The organism is Lysinibacillus sp. NPDC093197 (assembly GCF_044754025.1).
Classification (GTDB): Bacteria; Bacillota; Bacilli; order Bacillales_A; family Planococcaceae; genus Lysinibacillus.
In genome coordinates this window covers 90,888-113,244 of record NZ_JBIVOH010000006.1, presented here as the reverse complement: position 1 = coordinate 113,244, position 22,357 = coordinate 90,888, and the positions used below count along the sequence as shown (strand labels likewise).

Sequence of the window (22,357 nt, the reverse complement as noted above, 5' to 3'; positions counted from 1 at the left end):
TAAGCCGCAACCCTCACTGACGCGTGGTTTGTTGCGACTTACTATGCGTGCGTTTCCGCAGGAGTCGCCGCCTCCGCTACCATCAACTAGTGCTCTCTTATGATTGCAAAAGAAAGAAAAGCTAACATTTTATTCATTTTACATAGTGGAAATTTATTAACAACTTTGAATGAAACACCAAAGTAATTAGTTCCATCCTCTACAACTGTAAAACAGTTTGTTAATTACAGTACAATTAAGTCTTTAGGGAATTTTGTTAAAACTTCTACACCATCATTTGTCACTACGACATCATCTTCAATTCGTACACCTGTCACATCTGATTTGTAAATACCGGGCTCGATTGTAAACACCATACCTTCTGCCATAACCATGTCATTCGCTCCTGTAACAGATGGGAATTCATGTACGGAAATACCAAGTCCATGACCAAGTCGATGTGTGAAATATTCTCCATAGCCTGCATTAGTAATCGTATCGCGAGCAATTTTATCTAAATCCATTGCGCGTACTCCAGGTTTTACTGCCGCAATTGCATTTGTATTAGCAGCTAATACGGCATCATAGATTGCTTTTTGTGCCTCAGAAGGCTCTCCAAATGCAACTGTACGTGTGATATCTGAGCAATAGCCATCGTAAATTACCCCTAAGTCAAATAAAATCATATCGCCTTTTTCGACTTTACGAGAGCCTGGTTTACCATGTGGTGAAGCCGTTTTAGGACCACTTAACACCATTGTCTCAAAGGACATTTTACAGCCCTTTTCTTGAATAGCGCTTTCAATAGCTGTTAAGATTTCCATTTCAGTTTTACCTTCAGCAATTTCTTTACAGCCTACTTCAATTGCGTAATCTGCAAGCTGTGCGGCTTTACGAAGCTTGTTCAACTCATCTTCATTTTTAATAACACGCATTGCATTAATTTTTTCATCTAGACGTACAAAATTTGCCTGTGGAAATGATTGTTGTAAAGCTTCTAAGCGCTCTACAATAAGCTGTGCTTTTTCAATTGCAAACGTTAATGGATTTACATTACGAGCAATAATTGCTTGTGCAAGAATATCCATAGCATTGTCTGTATCTTGGTGACCGATGACTTCATATGACCAGCCTGCAGCTTTTGCATCTGGAATCTCCATTTGTGGACAAATTAAAAAAGGCTCTGCCTCTTTAAAAATCATCACTCCTAGTAATCGTTCGTGGGGATTACTTTTGAAACCAGATACGTAAAAAACATTATCGGGAGTCGTAACGAAAGCAGCATCAATTTGATTTTTTTGTAAATAATTTTGGATTTCTTGTACTTTTGACATCATCCATTTCCTCCTCATATTGCACCTAGTTTGCTGATGTTAGCCTATAGCGTTACGCCTTTATGTAGCTTCAATGATTTAAGGTGAAAGCAAGGCAAAGTTTACTAGTGCCCACTCCTTAAAAGTAAAACACGGCGTGGCTTTTTCTCGGCATTTGTATGTCGGGAAAAGCTAAGCACTATACACTTTTCATATCCTGTTTAAGCATATCAAAAAAAGGGAAAAAGCGCATGGATAGCGAATTAAAAGATGGAGCAAATATTCTCAATATCAGGAGGAACGATTAATGCAAATTAGTTATCATGGACATTCTGTTGTTAAAATTCAAACAAATGGTAAAACAATTTTAATTGACCCTTTCATTAATGGAAATAGCCAAACTGATTTAAAGGTTGCTGAAGAAGCACCAGATATTATTTTGCTTACACATGGGCATAATGACCATGTGGGCGATACAGTAGAGCTTGCAAAGAAAAAGGATGCGCTAGTTATTGCACCGAATGAGTTAGCAAACTGGATTTCATGGCAAGGTGTGAAAGCGCATCCAATGCATATTGGAGGAGCGAGAGAGTTTGATTTTGGAAAGGTCAAATTTACACAGGCATTCCATGGCTCGTCTTATGTAACAGAAAACAATGAAATTATTTATATGGGTATGCCTGCAGGTGTTTTATTGTTTATCGAAGGATTAACAATTTACCATGCTGGTGATACAGCACTATTTAGTGATATGAAATTAATTGGAGAGCGTCATCCAATTGATGTTGCGTTTTTACCAATTGGCGATAATTTTACGATGGGTCCTGAAGATGCGGCATGTGCAGTATCATTTTTAAAGCCGAAGATCGTTGTACCGATCCATTTTAATACATTCCCTCCAATCGAACAGGATCCGCAAATTTTTGCTAATTTAGTGCAAAATGCAGAAGTTCAAATTTTAAAAGCGGGTGAAAAAGTAAACTGTTCCTAATCATTTAAGTTGCTGTACTATAATGATTGACACCACGTGCGTAGTTGAAATAATGGGAAACGTAAAACATTTTACACCTTTATACTCAATATTTTCGCAAAAAATATGGTACACTAATAACAGAATTAATTGCTTGAGAAATAGGTGATATTTTGTCAACAAAACATGAGAAGATTTTACAATACATCGAATCACTACCCGTGGGCGATAAAATTTCAGTACGACAAATTGCAAAGGAAATGCAAGTGAGTGAGGGAACGGCTTACCGTGCCATTAAAGAAGCGGAAAATCGCCGCCTTGTAAGTTCTATTGAGCGTGTAGGAACAATTCGTATTGAGAAGAAAAAGAAAGAAAATATCGAACGATTAACATTTGCAGAAATTGTTAATATTGTAGATGGCCAAGTGCTAGGTGGCAAAACCGGTCTACATAAAACATTAACAAAATTTGTAATCGGTGCGATGCAATTAGAAGATATGATGCGTTATACAGATGCAGGTAGCTTACTGATTGTCGGAAACCGTTTTAAAGCTCATGAAAATGCGCTCCGAGCAGGTGCAGCTGTATTAATTACAGGTGGATTTGATACAACGGATGACAACAAACAGCTTGCCGATTCATTAGATTTACCGATTATTTCTACTAGTTATGATACTTTTACTGTGGCAACGATGATTAACCGTGCGATTTATGACCAGTTAATCAAAAAAGATATTTTATTTATTGAGGATATTTTCGTGCCAATGACCGAGACATCTGTGCTCCATAATGATGAAACGATTCATCACTTCCATAAGTTAAATGAGCGTACAACTCATGGTGCCTTTCCGGTAGTAACTGCTATGAATAAGTTAGTTGGAATGATTACGGTTAAAGACGTAATCGGTAGGGAAGAGGACGAGCTTATTGAGAAAGTGATGACGAAAAACCCAATTGCTGGATCAATGAAAATGAGCGTCGCTTCAGCAGGGCATCGCATGATTTGGGAAGGTATCGATTTACTACCAATTGTTAATGACGATAATGTTTTACAAGGGGTAATTAGTCGACAAGATGTGTTAAAGGCGTTGCAGCTAGCGCAAAGACAGCCTCAACACGGTGAGACCATTGATGATTTAGTGAAAAATGAAATGAAAGTACTTGGCGATGAAGATTTAATCGTGGAGTTTAAAGTGACACCGCAAATGACAAACCAATATGGGGCTATTTCTTATGGAGCATTTACAACTTTACTAGCCGAAGTTGGATCATTTGCATTAAAGCGTCGTAAGCGTGGCGATGCAGTTGCAGAAAACATGACAATTTATTTCATAAAGCCTGTTCAAATGGAGAGCACACTTACTGTCAAACCTCGCATATTAGATATGAGTCGTAAGTTCGTAAAAATGGACTTCGAAGTATTTAATCAGCAAATGCTTGTCGGTAAGGCAATGATGATGTTCCAACTATTAGAGCGTTAAGCAAACAAAAAAGGGATGGCCTAGGGCAAATACTAGGTCATCCCTTTAACAGTTTTTTTCAATTATATGTGCAATGCAGTGTAATAGTTATCGATTAATACGAAACTCTTCATCAACAAATTGACCATAGTGACGAGCCTTTTTAATATTTTCAACAACAACAAAGATGCCTAATACGACAAGAATTGCTACAATGATAAATGTAAACGTTCCAGGGAATAAGTATGCTTGGTTCAATGCAAATGCAAGAATGAAAGAACCTAAACCTATATTTGACTTACTTTTGTACCAATTTTTAGCAATAGGTAATGGAGAACGGAACTGTTTTGTTTTAAAATAAAAATAAAAGACAAATGATATAATTATTGCAAACACAAAAATTAAATTGAACATAGTAAACCTCCTAGCATAACTAGACATTATTGTAACGATAATTGAGGAAAAATGCTAACGGTTATTACTATCATTTTGGGGGAAACCATTTTGAAAAGACAAATCATCGACACAATTGCTTCATATGAGACAATCGTTATTCATCGACATGTACGTCCAGATCCTGATGCATATGGGTCACAGTTAGGGTTAAAAGAATTGATTTTAGCAAATTATCCAGAAAAGAAAGTTTACGCTGTTGGTGAGCATGATACATCCTTGTCGTTTTTAGCTGAACCTGATCAAATAGCGGATGATGTATATGAAAATGCATTAGTTATTGTTACCGACACGGCGAATACTGAGCGTATTGACGATCAGCGCTATACAAAAGGGAAAATGGTCGTAAAAATAGATCACCATCCTAATGACGATCAATACGGAGACTTATTGTGGGTAGAAACAACTGCTAGTTCATGCAGTGAGATGATTTATGAGCTTTTTGAAGAAGGAAAAGAAATCGCTGATTGGAAACTTTCAGATGCATCCGCACGATTATTATTCGCTGGGATTGTAGGAGATACAGGTCGCTTCCAATTCCCAAGTACGACTGTAAAAACATTTAAAGTTGCAGCGGAACTAATTTCATATAACTTTGATCGAAATCAAATTTTCGATGGGATGTATGAAATGGAGCAAAAGCTGTTATCTTTACAAGGATATATTTACCAAAATTTCATTATGGATGAAAATGGCGCAGCGTATGTTAAGCTGACAAAAGAATTGCTTGCCGAATTCAAAGTTGTACCATCTGAAGCCTCGCTTTTAGTAGGTTGCCTAGGTAGCGTAAAGGGAATTTGTGCATGGGTAATTTTCATAGAAGAGGAAGACCAAATTCGTGTCCGTCTGCGTTCTAAAGGTCCGATTATTAACACATTAGCGAAGGAATTTAATGGTGGTGGGCATCCACTTGCTTCTGGTGCAACTGCCTATTCATGGCAAGAAGCGGATCGCGTCACTACACGTTTAAAAGACATTTGTAAGGCATATCAATAATTTTTGAAAGGCAGGGATTCTTTTGACACATGTATATACACAAATGCATACGAGCGCGGATTTATTAAAAAGCACGATTCGGCTTGAACAATTGATCCCTTTTTTACAAGAACAAAATACGCAGGCCTGTGCAATCGTCAATTCGAAGTTGTACGGGCTTTTGCCTTTTTGTAAAGCAATGCAGCAGGCAAATATTCATGCTGTAATAGGGCTTTCGGTGAAGGTGCAATGGGATAATAAAATAATACCGCTCGTGCTGTATGCACAAACACAGGAAGGTTACCAGCATCTTTTAAAGATTAGTAGTGCTGTTTCTATTCGAGAAGATGAGGTATTGCCTTGGAGATGGCTTGAAGGCTATGCAGCGGGTTGTATAGCATTACTTTCGGCAATGGATGTAGCGGAAATAGCAGAATGGACAGAAATGACAAGTGCTTTACAACAAGTATTTGGAAAACGTTTATATGTAGGAATTGCAAGATCAGGAGGAATAATAGCAGACAATGAAGCTATGATTTCACATTGGTGCGAGACAAAAGAAATTACAATCGTAGCTACTCAGCGTTGTTATTTTTTACAACCTGAAGATCATTTTGCTTATGAGGTTGCGAGAGCAATTGATACAGGGGAAAAACTTCAAGACACAATGTTAACAGCCCATTTAGAAAACTATTTTGTACCAACTGAGGAACAGTGGAAGGGATGGTATTTAGACCGTCCTGAATGGATTGAGGGAAGTGTAGGCATGCTTGCAAGCTGTGTAGCAAAAATTCCTGAAATGCATGTTCAAATGCCCAAATTTCCGGTACAAGAGGGTGAAACAGCTGAAAGTTTGCTAGTAAAAGAAACGTTTTCTGGTTTAGCTGAGCGCCTAAAGCTGTCTGAGGTACCTGCAATTTATCGAGATAGATTGCAATATGAACTAGAAATTATATGCTCAATGGGCTATGCTGATTACTTTTTAATCGTTGCAGATTTTATGCGCTTTGCCAAAGAAAATCGCATCTTGACTGGACCAGGACGTGGTTCTTCGGCAAGTTCGCTTGTTGCATTTAGTCTCTCCATTACACAGGTAGATCCACTTGCCTATGGATTATTGTTTGAACGATTTTTAAATCCTGAACGTGTAACATTGCCTGATATTGATATTGACTTTGTTGATAGTAAAAGACAACAAGTTATTCAATACGTCGCACAAAAATATGGCAAGGCGAATGTTGCGCAAATCATTACGTTTGGTACTTTATCTGCGAAAGCAGTGGCGAGAGATGTTGCACGTGTTTTTGGATTTGATGCTGAAGTGATGGAAAAAATATCGAAAATGATTCCGAACAAACCAGGTATGACTTTGCAAAGAGCTGTAGCGGAGTCGCAAAACTTTCAAAGTTGGTTAGCTGAAAATGAATACCATCGACGTTGGCTTGACGTAGCTTTAAAATTAGAAGGCTTGCCAAGAAATGCTTCTACCCATGCTGCCGGCATTGTCTTAGCACCGACGCCATTAGTTGATACGGTCCCAATTGAGGATGGACATGAAGGGATTTATTGTACTCAATGGCCGATGGGGGACGTGGAAGAACGTGGGCTTGTAAAAATGGACTTTTTAGGGTTGCGCAACTTAACAATTTTAGAGCAAGTACGTTGGTCTATATACAAAGCAGGGGGACCGTGGATAGAGTTTGATCTTATCCCGATGCATGATGAGCGCACCTTTCAGTTACTTCAAAAAGGAGATACAGTAGGTATTTTCCAATTAGAGTCAGATGGCATGAAACAAGCATTACGTGATATTCATCCAACGCATTTTTCAGATATTGTTGCTGTCAATGCACTTTATCGTCCAGGGCCGATGGATTTTATTCCTGTCTATGCAAGAAGAAAGGCAGGCAAAGAGCATGTAACGATGCCCCATCCATTGCTAGAGCCAATTTTACGTGAAACATTTGGCGTAATTGTCTATCAGGAGCAAATTATGCAAATTGCTGCAACTATGGCCGGTTTTACAATGGGGCAGGCGGATTTATTACGCCGTGCGGTTAGTAAGAAAAATCGCGATATATTAGAGGAGCAACGCACTGCCTTTGTAGATGGAGCATTGAGACAAGGTTTTGTTAGGAGAGATGCAGAAGATGTCTACGAGCTAATTGTACGCTTTGCGGACTACGGCTTTGCAAAAAGTCATGCTGTTGCCTATAGTGTCATCTCGTATCATATGGCGTATTTAAAGGCTCATTACCCACAAAGCTTTTATGCAGCATTATTAACAAATGCAACAGGAAATGTAGAAAAAATTCAACAGCTTGTTACGGAAGCAAAAGAAAAAGGCATTCCATTTTATCCGCCATCATTATTGCAAAGTACTAAATTCTTTTTAGTAGAAAAGGATGGAATTCGCTATAGTTTATCTGGCGTTAAAGGTGTACCGCACACCTTTTTAGAGAAAGTAGTAACGTTACGTAAAACGAATCCAGATGCCTTTCATAATTTATTTGATTTGGCTGTAGCTTTAAGTGCGCAGCATTTTAAACCGAATGTAATGGAGTCTCTCGTTTATGCAGGTGTGCTCGATTATTTAGGGAAGGATCGTGCTGTACTTGTGGCTACCTTAGAGGCAGCATTAAAACAGGCAGAGCTCGTGCGCCCAACAGAAGATGTAGATATAGAAACAGCAACTGCCTTTAATTTTGGGAAACCGAAGTATATGCAAGCTGAAGCGATGTCTCAGAAGGAAAAACTCCAGCATGAGAAAGAATGTTTAGGTTTTTATATATCTGCTCATCCAGTTACTGAAGAAAGAAGTTACTGGGGAGAAATTACTGTAACATGTGCTGAACTGAAGTATGCGCGTGAAGGAACGTATGTAAAAATGATTGGCTTAATTGAAGAAGTGAAAAAAATAAGGACAAAAAAAGGAGAGCAAATGGCCTTTGTCCAGCTTCAAGATGAATTTGGAATCGTATCAGTAACCTTATTTCCACAAGTATTTCAACTAGTACAGGAAATTTTGATAGAAGATGAATTGCTTTATATTGAAGGTACACTTGAAAAACGTTTTGGGAAATCGCAAGTGAAAGTAAAACATGCACAATCGACTAAAAAGATATGAAATTAAACAAGATTTTAGAAACTGCATAGAATTTTATGCAGTTTCTTCTTTACTTTTAAACAGTTATTTTGTAAGATGTAGTCAATGCTAAAAAAGTGGTCAGACCACTTTTTGATAACGGGAGTTAATCATATGGATAAACAAACCGAACAAAAAAAAGTGTTTTTAGAAATCGTTCAGCAATTGCGTCAACTTATTCGAATGGAAAAAATTCAAGCTGGAGAGAAGCTTCCTTCTGAACGTGTTTTATCAGAAAGGTTAGGTGTTGGGCGATCCTCTGTAAGGGAGGCACTGCGCAGTTTAGAGTTACTTGGACTCATTGAAACGCGACATGGTGGAGGTACATTTCTTGCCTCAACACATAAGCATCAGCTTGTAGAAGTACTGTCGATGTTTATATTAGAAGATGAAAAATCAAAAAAAGATGTCGAATTAACGCGACAAATTCATGAAAAGGAAGCAATTCGCGTAATAAGTTGTACAGAGATTCTTCGTACACTACCTGTGTGGGATAGTTTTTTTGTGAAGCTGGAAATTGAAGGAACAGTAAATTGTCGTGATGTATTGAGAGAAATATTAGTTACGTCAGGCAATCGGCTTTCGCTGAAAATCTGGTTTCAACTTGCAGCATATGACGGTGACCGTTTAAATCGAAACTCAACGGAAGATGAAAAACTAATCCTTCAAACGATGTTGAAATCGATGCAACTTGGCTATGAAAAAGAAGCATTACTAGCTTACGAGCAGTGGATGGGTACTGGTCAAACTTTTTAGACAATAAAGGGGGAGTCAAACATGGCAATACGCGACATATTTAACGCAAATCGAAAAAAGAAACAGGATGGTCAGGAAAAGGCATTTCCAGAAGGACTCATGACAAAATGTCCAGAATGCCGTCATATTCAGTTAACAAAAGAATTGGAAAAGCATCATAAAGTATGCACGAAGTGTGGCCATCATTTTAAAATGACTGCACAAGAGCGTGTTGACTATTTCTTAGATGAAGGATCATTTGTTTCTATGGACGACCATTTACAAACAAGTAATCCGCTTAATTTCCCTGCCTATGTTGAGAAAATTAATGCTGATCAACAAAAAACAGGTTTAAATGAGGCTGTATTGACAGGTTTAGGTACGCTTGATGGAGAAGAAGTTGTAGTAGCGATAATGGATTCTCATTTCCGTATGGGCTCAATGGGCTCTGTTGTTGGAGAAAAAATAACACGTGCGGTTGAAAAAGCAACTGAATTAGGTTTGCCGTTTATTATTTTCACTGCAAGTGGTGGAGCTCGTATGCAAGAAGGTGTACTTTCTTTAATGCAAATGGCGAAAACAAGTGTTGCCTTAAAACGTCATAGCAATGAAGGCTTATTATTTATTTCAATCTTAACGCACCCAACTACTGGTGGCGTTTCTGCAAGCTTTGCCTCTGTAGGGGATATCAATATTGCAGAACCTCAGGCACTAATCGGCTTTGCAGGAAGACGTGTAATCGAAGAAACGGTAAGAGAAAAACTACCGAGTGATTTCCAAACAGCAGAATTTTTATTAGAGCATGGTCAACTGGATGCCATTTTCCATCGTAAAGATTTACGGAAACAAGTATCTGTGCTTGTAAAAATGCATACGAAAGGTGGCGTGCAACATGTCTAAAAATTTAGCTTTTGAAGAGCCAGTAGTTCAACTGCGCGAAAAAATTGATGAATTAAAAACAATTGCTGCTGAAGCGGACGTAGATATGACAGGGGAGATTGAAAAGCTAGAAACGCGTTTAACGCAACTTGAGCAATCAATCTATGCCAATATGAAGCCGTGGGATCGCGTGCAAGTAGCAAGACATCCTGAACGACCAACAACACTACAGTATATTGAAGCTATGTGTGAAAACTTTATTGAATTACATGGAGATCGTACGTTTGGCGATGATGCAGCGATTCTAGGCGGTATTGCCCTTTTTGAAGGACAACCTGTCACTGTTATTGGACATCAACGTGGTAAATCAACAAAAGAAAATATTCGTCGTAATTTTGGTATGCCCCATCCAGAAGGCTATCGTAAAGCGTTGCGCCTAATGAAACAAGCAGAGAAATTTAATCGCCCAATCATTTGTTTCATTGATACAAAAGGTGCCTACCCTGGTAAAGCAGCGGAAGAGCGTGGTCAGAGTGAGGCGATAGCTCGTAATTTAGTAGAAATGGCGGGATTATCAGTACCAGTCATTAGCATCGTTATTGGAGAAGGCGGTAGTGGTGGTGCCCTAGCTTTAGGCGTAGCAAATCGCGTTTACATGTTAGAGAACTCTACTTATTCTGTTATATCTCCAGAAGGTGCTGCTTCAATTTTATGGCGTGATGGTAGCCTTGCTAAGCAAGCAGCTGAAGCAATGCGAATTACTGCACCTGATTTAAAAGAGCTTGGTGTGATTGATGGTATTATTCCTGAGATAACTGGCGGAGCACATCGCAATGTGGCGAAGCAGGCAATCTATATAAAAGAATGTATTAGCGACACACTAAAATCATTAAATTCTTTAAATGGTGAACAATTAATCGAGGATCGATATGATAAATTTAAAAAAATCGGACAATATATAGAAGAATAGACAAATCACATGGCGATGCTCTAAAGGTCTAATCCGTTAAATTAAAGCGAAATATTTTTATAAAATGTTAAATTTTAGATGCTTTGTGATGGAAAGAGTGTGTGAAAGCGCATTCTTTTCATTTTTTATGTAAAAGTTATGTTTTTCTAGCTCCAGAACCCTTACATAGTTTGTTTTTTCGTGTTAATGTGAATAATATTAGATAACACTGCAGGAGGTTGTTCGACAATGAAAAAAATTGCCGTATTAACAAGTGGTGGAGATGCCCCTGGCATGAACGCAGCCATTCGAGCAGTCGTTCGTAAGGCAGCTTATCACGGAATGGATGTTGTAGGAATTAAGCATGGTTATGAAGGTTTAATAAAAGGATCTTTTGAGCCGCTCGATTTAGGTTCTGTAGGTGGCATCATTCAAAGAGGAGGTACCAATTTATTTTCAGCACGGTGCCCTGAATTTAAGGAAGATGCTGTTCAACAGCAAGCAATTGCTAATATGCGTGAAGCAGGTATCGAAGGGTTAGTTGTTATCGGGGGTGATGGTTCTTACCGAGGTGCAATGGATCTTGTAAAAAAAGGTTTTCCAGCTGTTGGAGTGCCTGGCACAATTGATAATGATGTTCCTGGAACAGAATACACAATTGGCTTTGATACCGCGCTCAATACAGTCGTAGAATCAATCGATAAAATTCGTGATACAGCGACTTCCCATGAAAATTCTTTTATTGTTGAAGTAATGGGGCGAGATGCAGGTGATATCGCATTATGGGCAGGGCTTGCAGCAGGTGCTGAAACGGTCTTAATTCCTGAAGAAGAATATGATTTAGACGACATCGTATCACGCTTAGAGCGTGGTGAAGCACGAGGGAAAAAGCATAGTATCATTATTGTGGCAGAGGGTGTAATGTCAGGTGGCGAGTTGGCAAAATTACTGAAAGAAAAGACGGGAAAAGAGACGCGAGTTTCTGTTCTTGGTCATATTCAACGCGGTGGTTCTCCAACAGCACGTGATCGTGTTCTCGCAAGTCAATTTGGTGCACATGCGGTAGAATTATTAATGGAAGGTAAATCTGGTCGAGCTGTAGGAATACGCAACCATACAGTCATTGACTACGATATGCCAGAGGCTTTTGAAAAGAATCATGAGTCTGATGTAAGCTTATATACTTTAATGAAAGAACTATCAATATAATTTTGCGTAAAACGGAGTGGGCAGAGAATGAGAAAAACAAAAATCGTATGTACAATTGGTCCGGCAAGTGAGTCACCAGAAATTTTAGAAAAACTAATTGAAGCAGGTATGAATGTAGCTCGCTTGAATTTTTCACACGGTTCACATGAAGAACATGAAGTGCGTATTAATTTAATTCGTGAAGTTGCAAACAAATTAGGGAAACCAGTAGGTATTTTGCTCGACACAAAAGGACCTGAAATTCGTACGCATAACATGCAAAATGGGGAACTACATTTAAAAGCAGGTCAGGTAATCGACATTTCGATGACGGAAGTAGAAGGAACAGAGGCAAGTTTTTCTGTTACGTATGAACGACTGATTGAAGATGTACAACAAAACTCAATTATTTTATTAGATGATGGCTTAATTCAATTACGTGTGTTAGCAACAGATACGGAAAAAGGGCTTATTCACACAATAGTAGAAAATGCAGGTGTCTTAAAAAATAAAAAGGGTGTTAACGTCCCTGGGGTTTCAGTTCAACTACCTGGAATTACTGAAAAAGATGCACAGGATATTCTATTTGGTATTAATCAAGGTGTGGATTTCATTGCAGCTTCATTCGTTCGTCGAGCTAAAGATGTTTTAGAAATTCGCGAATTACTTGAGCAAAATGGCGGTAGTCATATTCAAATTATCCCGAAAATCGAGAACCAAGAAGGTGTCGATAATATCGACGAAATCATTTTAGTATCTGACGGATTAATGGTTGCACGTGGTGACTTAGGCGTAGAAATTCCAGCTGAAGAGGTACCATTAGTTCAAAAGAAATTAATCTTAAAATGTAACCAGGTTGGCAAACCAGTTATTACGGCAACTCAAATGTTAGACTCCATGCAACGTAATCCTCGTCCAACACGCGCTGAAGCAAGTGACGTTGCGAACGCCATTATTGATGGAACAGATGCGATTATGCTATCTGGTGAAACAGCAGCAGGGACATACCCAGTTGAATCCGTACAAACAATGAACAAAATTGCACAACGTACAGAAGATTCATTAGATTATAAAGCAATCGTTTCTACACGTAGTCGTGAAAAAGAAGCAAATATGACAGAGGCTATTTCTCAGGCTGTAGCATATACTTCGATAAACTTAGGCGTAAAAGCTGTACTAGCACCAACAGAAAGTGGAAACACGGCTAGAATGATTGCAAAATATCGTCCTGGTGTGCCGATTGTCGCTGTTACTGGCTCTGAAAACACTGCAAATACACTAACGCTTGTTTGGGGTGTTTATCCTGTAGTTTGTGAACGCGTTACAACGACAGACGAAATTTTAGAACTAGCAGTTGACGAAAGCTTGAAGCATGGTTTTGTAAATCATGGTGATGCAGTTGTTATTACAGCAGGTGTTCCTGTAGGGGAAGCTGGTACTACAAACTTAATGAAGGTACACATTATTGGCGATTTACTTGCGCGTGGTCAAGGGATTGGCAAAGCGTCAGTAATTGGTAATACAGTAGTAGCAAAAAATGCAGCTGAGGCATTAGCCTATGATACAGAAGGATGTATTTTAGTAACGGTCGGTTCAGATCGTGATATGATGCCAGCTATTGAAAAGTGTATCGGGCTAATTACAGAGGAAGGCGGACTGACAAGTCATGCCGCTGTAGTAGGGTTAAGTCTTGGTATTCCTGTAATCGTCGGTGTAAAAGAAGCAACAACATTAATTCGCCACGGTCAAGAAATAACAATGGATGCTGAAACAGGTGTTATTTATAAAGGACATGCAAGCGTACTTTAATAGATAGTAAAAAGGCTCTAGTATGGGGTAACCGTACTAGAGCCTTTTAAATAACAATGAAAATTAGTATTTACGCCTGTTTATTTTTTAGTTGAAACTTATTGGGCTATAATAACGTATAGAAGGTATAGCTTTTTCAATAGAAAGGAGAAAAATATGAAAAAATTTTTTCTTAGTTTTGTTGTATATGCATTAGCCGAACTGGCGTTATTAATAGTTATTGGTCAAAATATTGGTGTTTTCAATACATTATTGCTTGTTGTCGCAACGACTATCATTGGCATTTATATAGCGAAAAATAAAGGTATCAATTCAGTGAAAAACGTAAAACATATGGTTGCGCGAGGAGAAGCCCCTGGACCAGCATTAGTGGATGCAATGTTGAATTTTAGTGGCGGTGTGCTTTTAGCATTGCCAGGTTTTATAACAGATATAATTGGTTTATTAATGCTACTACCAGTGACACGTAAATTGTTCCAACCACTTGTATTTTATTGGATGCGTAAAAAAATGAAAAAAGGTCAATTTATTATCGTTCAAAAATAGACTTTTCTTTCAGCTTAACAGCTAAAAATAAAAAAATTGGGCTGAGTAAAATACCGTAAAAACCAAATAATAAGATGGAGGCAGCGCTGATGAAAAACGTATGAAACGTTCGTAATTGCAACGTATTTGACCAAAGCATAGATTCAGCGAGCTGCCTTGTTAATTGAACAAACAAATACAAAAGTAAAATCGCACCACATAAAAAGGTATTGCCATTGAAATAGAAGTAAATGCTCATTGGTACAAGAAAGACGCCGATACCAAAGAAGGGTAGTACATCTGCAAATGCTACAATGAATGCTTTAATAATGGCTTGTTCAAATTGAAATATCATAAAGCCCGCGCAAAGTATAAGTAGTGTTATCGTAAATAATTGAAATTCTACGAATACAAAGTAATGAAAAAGTTGCATGACTTTCGAAAAATGAGATTGCCATTGATTTCTATATTTTTTGGGGACATATTGAAAGAACCAGTAACGAGATTTTCTTGTTTCGATTAATGCAAAATAATATGCTACAAGGAATATAAAAACTTCAATGACGTGCTTCATAAATATTTGAAATAAATTTGCTGTATAAACGACGATAGAATCGAAAATAGACATTGATTTTTCTTGCAAAAACTGTATAAATATGGATTCATACTCAGTGAACAATGGAAAGTTTTGAAGTGTGTCACGTATTTCAGGAAAGATGAGAATAATACTGTTTATTGAGATGACTATGAGGAGAACTATACAAGAAAGTATCAATATTTCTACGATAATAGCGGCAATCCAGTAATTGATTTTAAAGTACTTATGAAGGAAATTTATTATAGGATATGTTGTAAATGATAAAAATATAGCAAGTGATACAGGTAAAACGAACCAAAGAATCACTAAATAAAAAACAAATAATAAAACATTAATAGTTCTTTCGTATGAAAAATATTTAATATTCCTCAATTTAACAAATTCACCCCAATTCAAATGAAAATATATTGTCAAAATATACAAAATACCCTCTTTAGTACGCTTATATAGTCGCTCGTCCGACTTTTTCTTAATTTGAAGGTTTTTCATTCACAAAGCTGTCAAAAATGATTATAATAACAATGTAAGCGATTTACTTAATGGTTCATGTGAGCAAAAACGTAAATGCTAAGGTTGAAAAAGCGTTTACAACAAAAATTATTAGTATGAGGGAGCGATAATTTATGTCAGCAACAAAAGGATTAGAAGGTATCGTAGCAGCGGAATCTAAAATCAGTTCAATTATCGATGACACACTTACATATGTTGGTTACAACATTGATGATTTAGCAGATAACGCATCATTTGAAGAGGTAATTTACCTACTTTGGCATACTCGTTTACCTAAAGCGGACGAGCTTGCTGAATTAAAACAACAATTGGCAGACAACATGGCTATTCCACAAGCAATTGTAGACCAATTCAAAACTTACCCACTTTCAACTGTACATCCAATGGCTGCACTTCGTACGGCAGTATCTTTACTTGGTGTATTCGATGAAGAAGCGGATGTTATGGATCCAGAAGCTAACTACCGTAAAGCAATTCGTCTACAAGCTAAAATTGCAACTGTTGTTACTGCATTTGCACGTGTACGTAAAGGTTTAGAGCCAATCCAACCTAAAGCAGAACTTAGCTATGCAGCAAACTTCCTATATATGTTAAAAGGTGAAGAGCCAGCACCAATCGAAGTAGAAGCATTCGATAAAGCGTTAGTATTACATGCTGACCATGAATTAAATGCATCAACATTTACTGCACGTGTATGTGTAGCTACATTATCAGATGTTTATTCTGGTGTAACTGCAGCTATCGGCGCATTAAAAGGACCACTTCACGGTGGTGCAAATGAGCAAGTTATGAAGATGTTAACTGAAATTGGTTCTCTTGAAAACGTTGAATCTTACATTCAAAATAAATTAGATAACAAAGAAAAAATCATGGGCTTCGGTCACCGCGTATACCGCAAAGGCGACCCACGTGCACCACACTTACGTGTAATGTCACAAAAATTAACTGAACTAACTGGTAAACCAGAGCTTTACGAAATGTCAGTTAAAATCCATGACATGATTGTTGAACAAAAGAAATTACCTGCAAACGTAGACTTCTTCTCTGCATCAGTGTACGATTCTTTAGGCATCGATCATGACTTATTCACACCAATCTTTGCAGTTTCACGTACTTCTGGTTGGGTAGCACATATTCTTGAGCAATATGCTAACAACCGCCTGATCCGTCCACGTGCTGAGTATGTTGGACCAGGTATGCAAAAATATGTTCCAATCAGCGAGCGCTAATTTGGAAAATATGCTAGAATATTTGGGACTGTGTTACCTATAACACAGTCCTATGATTATGAATTTAGGAGGCAACAACAATGTCAAACAAAATTGTAGTTGAAAACGGCGTACTTAATGTACCAAACAATCCAGTAATCCCATTCATCGAAGGTGATGGAATCGGTCCAGATATTTGGGCAGCAGCATCTCGCGTAATTGACGCAGCTGTAGAAAAAGCTTATAACGGTGAAAAGAAAATCGAATGGTTAGAAGTTCTAGCTGGTGAAAAAGCATTCAACCAAACTGGTGAATGGTTACCACAAGAAACTTTAGATAAAATTAACGAATACCTAATTGCAATTAAAGGTCCTCTTACTACTCCAATCGGTGGTGGTATCCGCTCTCTAAACGTAGCATTACGTCAACAACTTGATTTATATGTTTGCCTACGTCCAGTACGTCACTTTGATGGAGTACCTTCTCCAGTTAAACGCCCAGAAGACGTTGATATGGTTATCTTCCGCGAAAACACAGAAGACATCTATGCTGGTATCGAATTCGAATCAGGCTCTGAACAAGCTAAAAAAATCATCAACTTCTTACAATCAGAATTTGGTGTAAATCAAATCCGTTTCCCAGAAACTTCAGGTATCGGTGTAAAACCAGTATCTAAAGAAGGTACTGAGCGTTTAGTTCGTTCTGCTATCGAATATGCAATTAAACATAACCGTCCATCTGTGACACTAGTTCACAAAGGAAACATCATGAAATTCACTGAAGGTGGATTCAAAAAATGGGGTTATGAATTAGCTGAAACTGAATTTGCTGATCAAACATTCACTTGGAACCAATATGATGCAATCAAAGCTGACCAAGGTGAAGAAGCAGCAAACAAAGCACAATCTGAAGCTTTAGCAGCTGGCAAAATCTTAGTAAAAGATTCTATCGCTGATATCTTCTTACAACAAATCTTAACTCGTCCAACTGAGTTCGATGTAGTAGCTACAATGAACTTAAACGGTGACTATATTTCTGATGCATTAGCTGCACAAGTTGGTGGTATCGGTATTGCTCCAGGTGCGAACATTAACTACGTAACTGGTCACGCAATCTTCGAAGCTACTCACGGTACAGCTCCAAAATATGCTGGTCAAGATAAAGTAAACCCATCTTCAGTATTACTTTCAGGTGTATTAATGCTTGAACACTTAGGATGGCAAGAAGCAGCTGACATGATCACTAAATCTGTTGAGAATACAATCTCTTCAAAAGTTGTAACTTATGACTTCGCTCGTTTAATGGACGGCGCTAAAGAAGTGAAATGTTCAGAATTCGCTAACGAACTAATTAAAAACCTATAATTTTTACGAATCTGTAAAAATTATCACTGTAACAATCCAGCGTGATTAACAGATATTTGTTTAATGTAAAATTGGTTTGCTACAGTAATATTAGTACCTGGTTTAATGGAGGGAGAGAGAATTTATTCTCCTCCCTTTTTTTAGCATACAACCTAAAAAAGGAGCGTATTCAAATGACTTTGAAACGTAAAAAAATCTCAGTAATCGGTGGCGGATTCACCGGCGCTACTGCAGCATTTTTAGCAGCACAAAAGGAACTTGGCGATGTTGTATTAGTAGATATTCCACAAGCTGAAAACCCAACAAAAGGTAAAGCTTTAGACATGTGGGAAGCTGCTCCAATACAAGGTTTTGATTCTTTTGTTAAAGGTACTTCTAACTATGCAGACACTGCAGATTCTGATGTAGTAATTATTACTGCGGGTATTGCCCGTAAACCTGGCATGAGCCGTGACGACTTAGTTCAAATTAACCAAGGTGTTATGAAAACTGTTTCAAAAGAAATCGCTGCTCATTCGCCAAATGCAACCATTATCGTATTAACAAACCCTGTTGATGCAATGACTTACACAGTATTCAAAGAAACAGGTTTCCCTAAAAATCGAGTAATCGGTCAATCTGGTGTACTTGATACTGCTCGTTTCTGCGCTTTTGTTGCGGAAGAGCTAAACATCTCTGTAAAAGACATCACTGGTTTTGTATTAGGTGGTCATGGTGACACAATGGTACCACTTACTCGTTATTCATTTGCTGGCGGTATTCCTTTAGAAACGTTAATCGCCCCAGAGCGTTTAGAAGCAATCGTTGACCGTACGCGCAATGGTGGTGCAGAAATCGTGAACTTACTTGGAAATGGTTCTGCCTATTATGCTCCAGCAGCAGCACTTATTGAAATGGCTGAAGCAATTATTAAAGATCAAAAGCGTATCCTACCATCAATCGCATACTTAGAAGGTGAATATGGGTACAACGATATTTATTTAGGAGTCCCAACATTACTAGGTGCTAATGGTATCGAAAAAATCTTTGAGCTTGAATTAACTGACAAAGAAAAGGCAGCATTGGATAACTCTGCTGAAGCCGTAAAAGCAGTGATGAAAGTTTTAGCTTAATAAAAGCTTATGAAATCGAGTAGGAATCATTCTTACTCGATTTTTTTATTGTACATAAAGAAACTGTCAAAACAGCCTCTATTATTCTTCATAATATGCATACACATAAAATGGTTATTCTGCTTTTCATTGTACTTTTAGAATAAAATTGATACTATGAAGGTAGTATGATAGAAAAGGGGTTGGCGTATCTTTGCTTCAAAAGAACAGTAAGCTTGGTCTCACTATTGATGAAATTACAGTCGGCGAGAAGATTCATATTACTGAAAAAATAGAAGATAAGGATTTATTGCTTTATTTAGGACTTACAAATGATAATAATCCGCTTTACATTCAACATGATTATGCAGCAATGACGCCTTTTAAAAAGCCGATTGTACCAACTATTATGTTAAATGGTATTATTACGTCAGCGGTGTCGAAGTATATTCCAGGACCTGGTGCGCGTATTATAGAACAACATTTAACCTATTTAGGGCCACTCTATCATTATGAATTATTCGATACGCTTTTAGAGGTAACAGCAGTAAATAAAGTACAGAATACCATTACCGTTTCTGTGCTCTCCTATAATGAACAAAAGCAGCTTGTAATTGAAGGTACATTGCTGGTGACACCACCACTGGCATTATAGCGAGCGTCTTGAGATTTGAAATGGGGGTTTCAAATCACTAACGGAGGCAATACACATGACAAAAACTATTTTAGTTGTAGAAGATGAATTTTCTATTGCGACCTTATTAAAATATAACTTAGAGCAAGCTGGCTATTTAGTTGAAACAGCAGCAGACGGTTTAGAAGGGTTAAATAAAGCAATGGAAATACAGCCTGATTTAATCCTTTTAGACTTAATGCTTCCTAAGCTGGATGGCATGGAAGTTTGTAAACAAATTCGTCAACAACGTATGAATACTCCAATCATTATGCTAACGGCAAAAGATGATGAGTTCGATAAGGTGCTTGGTTTGGAGCTAGGGGCAGACGATTATATGACAAAACCCTTTAGTCCACGGGAAGTTTTAGCACGTGTCAAAGCAGTCTTAAGAAGATTTACACAAAATGTTGTAATAGAGGATAAGGATGAGCCTCAAGAAAAAATGTATGAGTTTGGTCAACTGCGTGTATTTCCTGAGCGATTTGAAGTATTTTTACAAGAAGAAGCACTTGAATTTACACCGAAGGAATTTGAGCTACTCATTTATTTACTAGAAAATAAAAACCGTGTATTAACTCGTGATCAGTTATTGAGTGCTGTTTGGAAATATGATTTTGCAGGCGATACTCGTATTGTGGATGTGCATATTAGTCACCTCCGCGATAAAATTGAAGAAAATAGTCGTAAACCGATGTTTATTAAAACAATTCGTGGTCTTGGCTATAAATTTGAGGAGCCGAAAACTTCATGAAATCAATGAGCAACCGCTTATTCTTGACATTCATGCTCTCGCTCGGATCAATTCTTGCTGTCCTAATGATTGTTATAGGTCAGCTTTTTCCTGTTTATGTAGAACAATACAATGATCGATCGAGTTCCTATAGTCAAGAAGCAATGGAAAAAGTACTTGATGAACGGCAAATTTCCTTATCTGAGGAAGATAAGAAAGCATTATTTGCAGCTCAAACAATCGAAATGAAGGACTCACTGCTGTCATATGTACGTGCTCGGCTTTATGGTGTGTTAGCGATATTATTTACAATTACGCTTATATTAATTGCTATTGTAAGCCGCTATATGATTCGAAATTTTACCGCACCGATTGATAATGTGACCGAAACGGCACTTGAATTGGCAAAAGGAAATTATCGTGCCCGTGCACACGAAAATGAGCATGAGCGCATGATACCACTGAGTCACTCTATCAATATTTTAGCGCGTAATTTACAGGATATTACGACGATAAGAGAGGTAGAGGAAGAAAGGCTAAAAACACTAATTGAAAACATGGGCAGCTCACTTATGATGATTGGTCGTGAAGGCAACATATCAATCGTCAATCGAGTGTTTTTAGAACGTTTTGGAATGCAACTGGAGCATGTGCAAGGAAAAGTCTTCCGCACGATTGGTTTACCGAAAACGCTTGAGCAATTTATTGACCATGTGTTTTTAACGGAAATGCCATATCGACAACAAATAAAGATGGAAGTACAACAAGAGCTATACAATAAAGAAGTATATGGTGCACCAGTAATTGGTGATCACGGACGATGGCTAGGCGTAGTCATTGTCATGCATGATATTACGGAGCTTGTTCGACTTGAGCAAATCCGTAAAGATTTTGTAGCCAATGTTTCGCATGAACTACGTACACCGATTACATCGATTAAAGGCTTTTCTGAAACATTACTGGATGGTGCCTATAAAGATGAAAAGATGCTGCTATCTTTTTTAGAAATTATGCATAAAGAGAGCAATCGTCTACAAATGCTCATCCAAGATTTATTAGAGCTGTCTAAAATTGAACAACACGGATTCACTGTAAATATTATGCCAATGGGCTTGCAGGATGTTCTTATACGTGGTGCAGAATTAACAGGTCCGCGGCTCGATGAAAAAAATATGAGCTTTCAAGTGGATATTGCCCGTGATGTAGAAGTAATGGGGGATGCCAATCGGGTTATTCAAATTGTTACGAATCTAATTACAAACGCGATTACGTATTCACCTGAAAATACAACAGTAACGATTCGCTTGAAGGAAAATGACACATATGGAATTATTGAAATTGAAGATGAAGGTATCGGCATAGAAAAGAATGAAATTGCACGCGTCTTTGAACGTTTTTATCGTGTCGATCGTGCACGTAGCAGAAATTCTGGTGGAACTGGGTTAGGGCTAGCCATTGTGAAGCATCTAGTGGAGGCTCATCATGGACGGATTCAGGTAGAAAGTAAAGTTGGCGTTGGCACAAAGATGATTGTAATGATTCCAAAAAAATTAACAAATTCTTTACAATAATAATATATAAGATTCAAAATAGAGGGCTATACTATTTTATAGAAACCCCCTATTTTGTATGATAAGATGAAAATAATTTTGAAATCTAACTATGCTTGTATGAAGATTTTTTATGGTTACTACTTAGCTTCACCACAGAAAGAATCTATTTCCTATTTTGGGGAAATGGATTCTTTTCTGTTTTACACATCGTTGATTTAGGTGTAAAGTATAGTAGCATAAAAAATTG

Annotated in this window: 19 protein-coding genes; 16 read left to right on the top strand and 3 right to left on the bottom strand. The window is 37.8% G+C overall.

Features of this window, described 5'->3' with window-relative positions; all coding sequences use genetic code 11:
• Window positions 1–224 precede the first annotated feature (224 nt).
• Window positions 225–1,313, bottom strand: coding sequence for a M24 family metallopeptidase (locus ACIP9G_RS16235; RefSeq protein ID WP_401020861.1), 1,089 nt, complete (start codon window positions 1,311–1,313; stop codon window positions 225–227).
• A gap of 286 nt (window positions 1,314–1,599) precedes the next feature.
• Here ACIP9G_RS16235 and ACIP9G_RS16230 point away from each other — a divergent pair, with 286 nt between their 5' ends.
• A complete protein-coding gene (locus tag ACIP9G_RS16230; RefSeq protein WP_401020701.1) occupies window positions 1,600–2,283 on the top strand; it encodes a metal-dependent hydrolase in 684 nt (227 codons plus the stop codon).
• Window positions 2,284–2,435: 152 nt separating this feature from the next.
• A complete protein-coding gene (locus tag ACIP9G_RS16225; RefSeq protein WP_340823061.1) occupies window positions 2,436–3,743 on the top strand; it encodes a DRTGG domain-containing protein in 1,308 nt (435 codons plus the stop codon).
• Between the two features lie 87 nt (window positions 3,744–3,830).
• On the opposite strand, the gene ACIP9G_RS16220 is transcribed toward ACIP9G_RS16225, so the two are convergent.
• Entirely contained in the window at window positions 3,831–4,136 is a 306-nt protein-coding gene (locus ACIP9G_RS16220) for a YtpI family protein (protein ID WP_340823063.1), read from the bottom strand.
• Between the two features lie 90 nt (window positions 4,137–4,226).
• Here ACIP9G_RS16220 and ACIP9G_RS16215 point away from each other — a divergent pair, with 90 nt between their 5' ends.
• The 8 genes from ACIP9G_RS16215 (at window position 4,227) to ACIP9G_RS16180 (ending at window position 14,401) form a co-directional block, all read left to right on the top strand.
• A complete protein-coding gene (locus tag ACIP9G_RS16215) occupies window positions 4,227–5,171 on the top strand; it encodes a DHH family phosphoesterase (RefSeq protein ID WP_401020698.1) in 945 nt (314 codons plus the stop codon).
• Between the two features lie 22 nt (window positions 5,172–5,193).
• Window positions 5,194–8,277: a DNA polymerase III subunit alpha gene (gene dnaE / locus ACIP9G_RS16210; RefSeq protein WP_401020695.1), complete on the top strand. Its 3,084-nt coding sequence runs from the start codon at window positions 5,194–5,196 to the stop codon at window positions 8,275–8,277.
• A 132-nt stretch (window positions 8,278–8,409) separates the two neighbouring features.
• Window positions 8,410–9,051 (top strand): FadR/GntR family transcriptional regulator, encoded by a 642-nt coding sequence (locus tag ACIP9G_RS16205; protein WP_401020693.1) that lies wholly within the window; start codon window positions 8,410–8,412, stop codon window positions 9,049–9,051.
• Between the two features lie 21 nt (window positions 9,052–9,072).
• Window positions 9,073–9,930, top strand: a complete 858-nt coding sequence (accD, locus tag ACIP9G_RS16200; protein ID WP_340823068.1) for an acetyl-CoA carboxylase, carboxyltransferase subunit beta — start codon at window positions 9,073–9,075, stop codon at window positions 9,928–9,930.
• The gene (locus tag ACIP9G_RS16195; protein ID WP_340823070.1) at window positions 9,923–10,879 is read left to right on the top strand and encodes an acetyl-CoA carboxylase carboxyltransferase subunit alpha; all 957 of its coding nucleotides are present in this window, start codon (window positions 9,923–9,925) and stop codon (window positions 10,877–10,879) included. The genes accD and ACIP9G_RS16195 overlap by 8 nt, the downstream gene beginning before the upstream one ends.
• Before the next feature lie 228 nt (window positions 10,880–11,107).
• On the top strand, window positions 11,108–12,067 hold the full coding sequence (pfkA, locus tag ACIP9G_RS16190) for a 6-phosphofructokinase (RefSeq protein ID WP_340823072.1): 960 nt from the start codon (window positions 11,108–11,110) through the stop codon (window positions 12,065–12,067).
• 27 nt (window positions 12,068–12,094) lie between these two features.
• Entirely contained in the window at window positions 12,095–13,855 is a 1,761-nt protein-coding gene (gene pyk / locus ACIP9G_RS16185; protein WP_340823073.1) for a pyruvate kinase, read from the top strand.
• Window positions 13,856–14,011: 156 nt separating this feature from the next.
• Window positions 14,012–14,401 (top strand): FxsA family protein, encoded by a 390-nt coding sequence (locus tag ACIP9G_RS16180; RefSeq protein ID WP_172772408.1) that lies wholly within the window; start codon window positions 14,012–14,014, stop codon window positions 14,399–14,401.
• Here ACIP9G_RS16180 and ACIP9G_RS16175 read toward each other — a convergent pair.
• On the bottom strand, window positions 14,385–15,467 hold the full coding sequence (locus ACIP9G_RS16175) for an AI-2E family transporter (protein WP_340823076.1): 1,083 nt from the start codon (window positions 15,465–15,467) through the stop codon (window positions 14,385–14,387). The two genes, ACIP9G_RS16180 and ACIP9G_RS16175, sit on opposite strands and share 17 nt — an antisense overlap.
• A gap of 134 nt (window positions 15,468–15,601) precedes the next feature.
• Here ACIP9G_RS16175 and citZ point away from each other — a divergent pair, with 134 nt between their 5' ends.
• The 6 genes from citZ (at window position 15,602) to pnpS (ending at window position 22,128) form a co-directional block, all read left to right on the top strand.
• Complete coding sequence (gene citZ / locus ACIP9G_RS16170; RefSeq protein WP_401020687.1) at window positions 15,602–16,717, top strand: citrate synthase; 1,116 nt, start codon at window positions 15,602–15,604, stop codon at window positions 16,715–16,717.
• Between the two features lie 80 nt (window positions 16,718–16,797).
• The gene (gene icd / locus ACIP9G_RS16165) at window positions 16,798–18,060 is read left to right on the top strand and encodes an NADP-dependent isocitrate dehydrogenase (protein WP_340823079.1); all 1,263 of its coding nucleotides are present in this window, start codon (window positions 16,798–16,800) and stop codon (window positions 18,058–18,060) included.
• A gap of 173 nt (window positions 18,061–18,233) precedes the next feature.
• Window positions 18,234–19,172, top strand: coding sequence for a malate dehydrogenase (mdh, locus tag ACIP9G_RS16160; RefSeq protein ID WP_401020684.1), 939 nt, complete (start codon window positions 18,234–18,236; stop codon window positions 19,170–19,172).
• A gap of 193 nt (window positions 19,173–19,365) precedes the next feature.
• Window positions 19,366–19,806: a MaoC/PaaZ C-terminal domain-containing protein gene (locus ACIP9G_RS16155; protein WP_340823081.1), complete on the top strand. Its 441-nt coding sequence runs from the start codon at window positions 19,366–19,368 to the stop codon at window positions 19,804–19,806.
• 55 nt (window positions 19,807–19,861) lie between these two features.
• On the top strand, window positions 19,862–20,578 hold the full coding sequence (locus ACIP9G_RS16150; RefSeq protein ID WP_340823083.1) for a response regulator transcription factor: 717 nt from the start codon (window positions 19,862–19,864) through the stop codon (window positions 20,576–20,578).
• A complete protein-coding gene (gene pnpS / locus ACIP9G_RS16145) occupies window positions 20,575–22,128 on the top strand; it encodes a two-component system histidine kinase PnpS (RefSeq protein WP_401020681.1) in 1,554 nt (517 codons plus the stop codon). The genes ACIP9G_RS16150 and pnpS overlap by 4 nt, the downstream gene beginning before the upstream one ends.
• The last annotated feature ends 229 nt before the right edge of the window (window positions 22,129–22,357 follow it).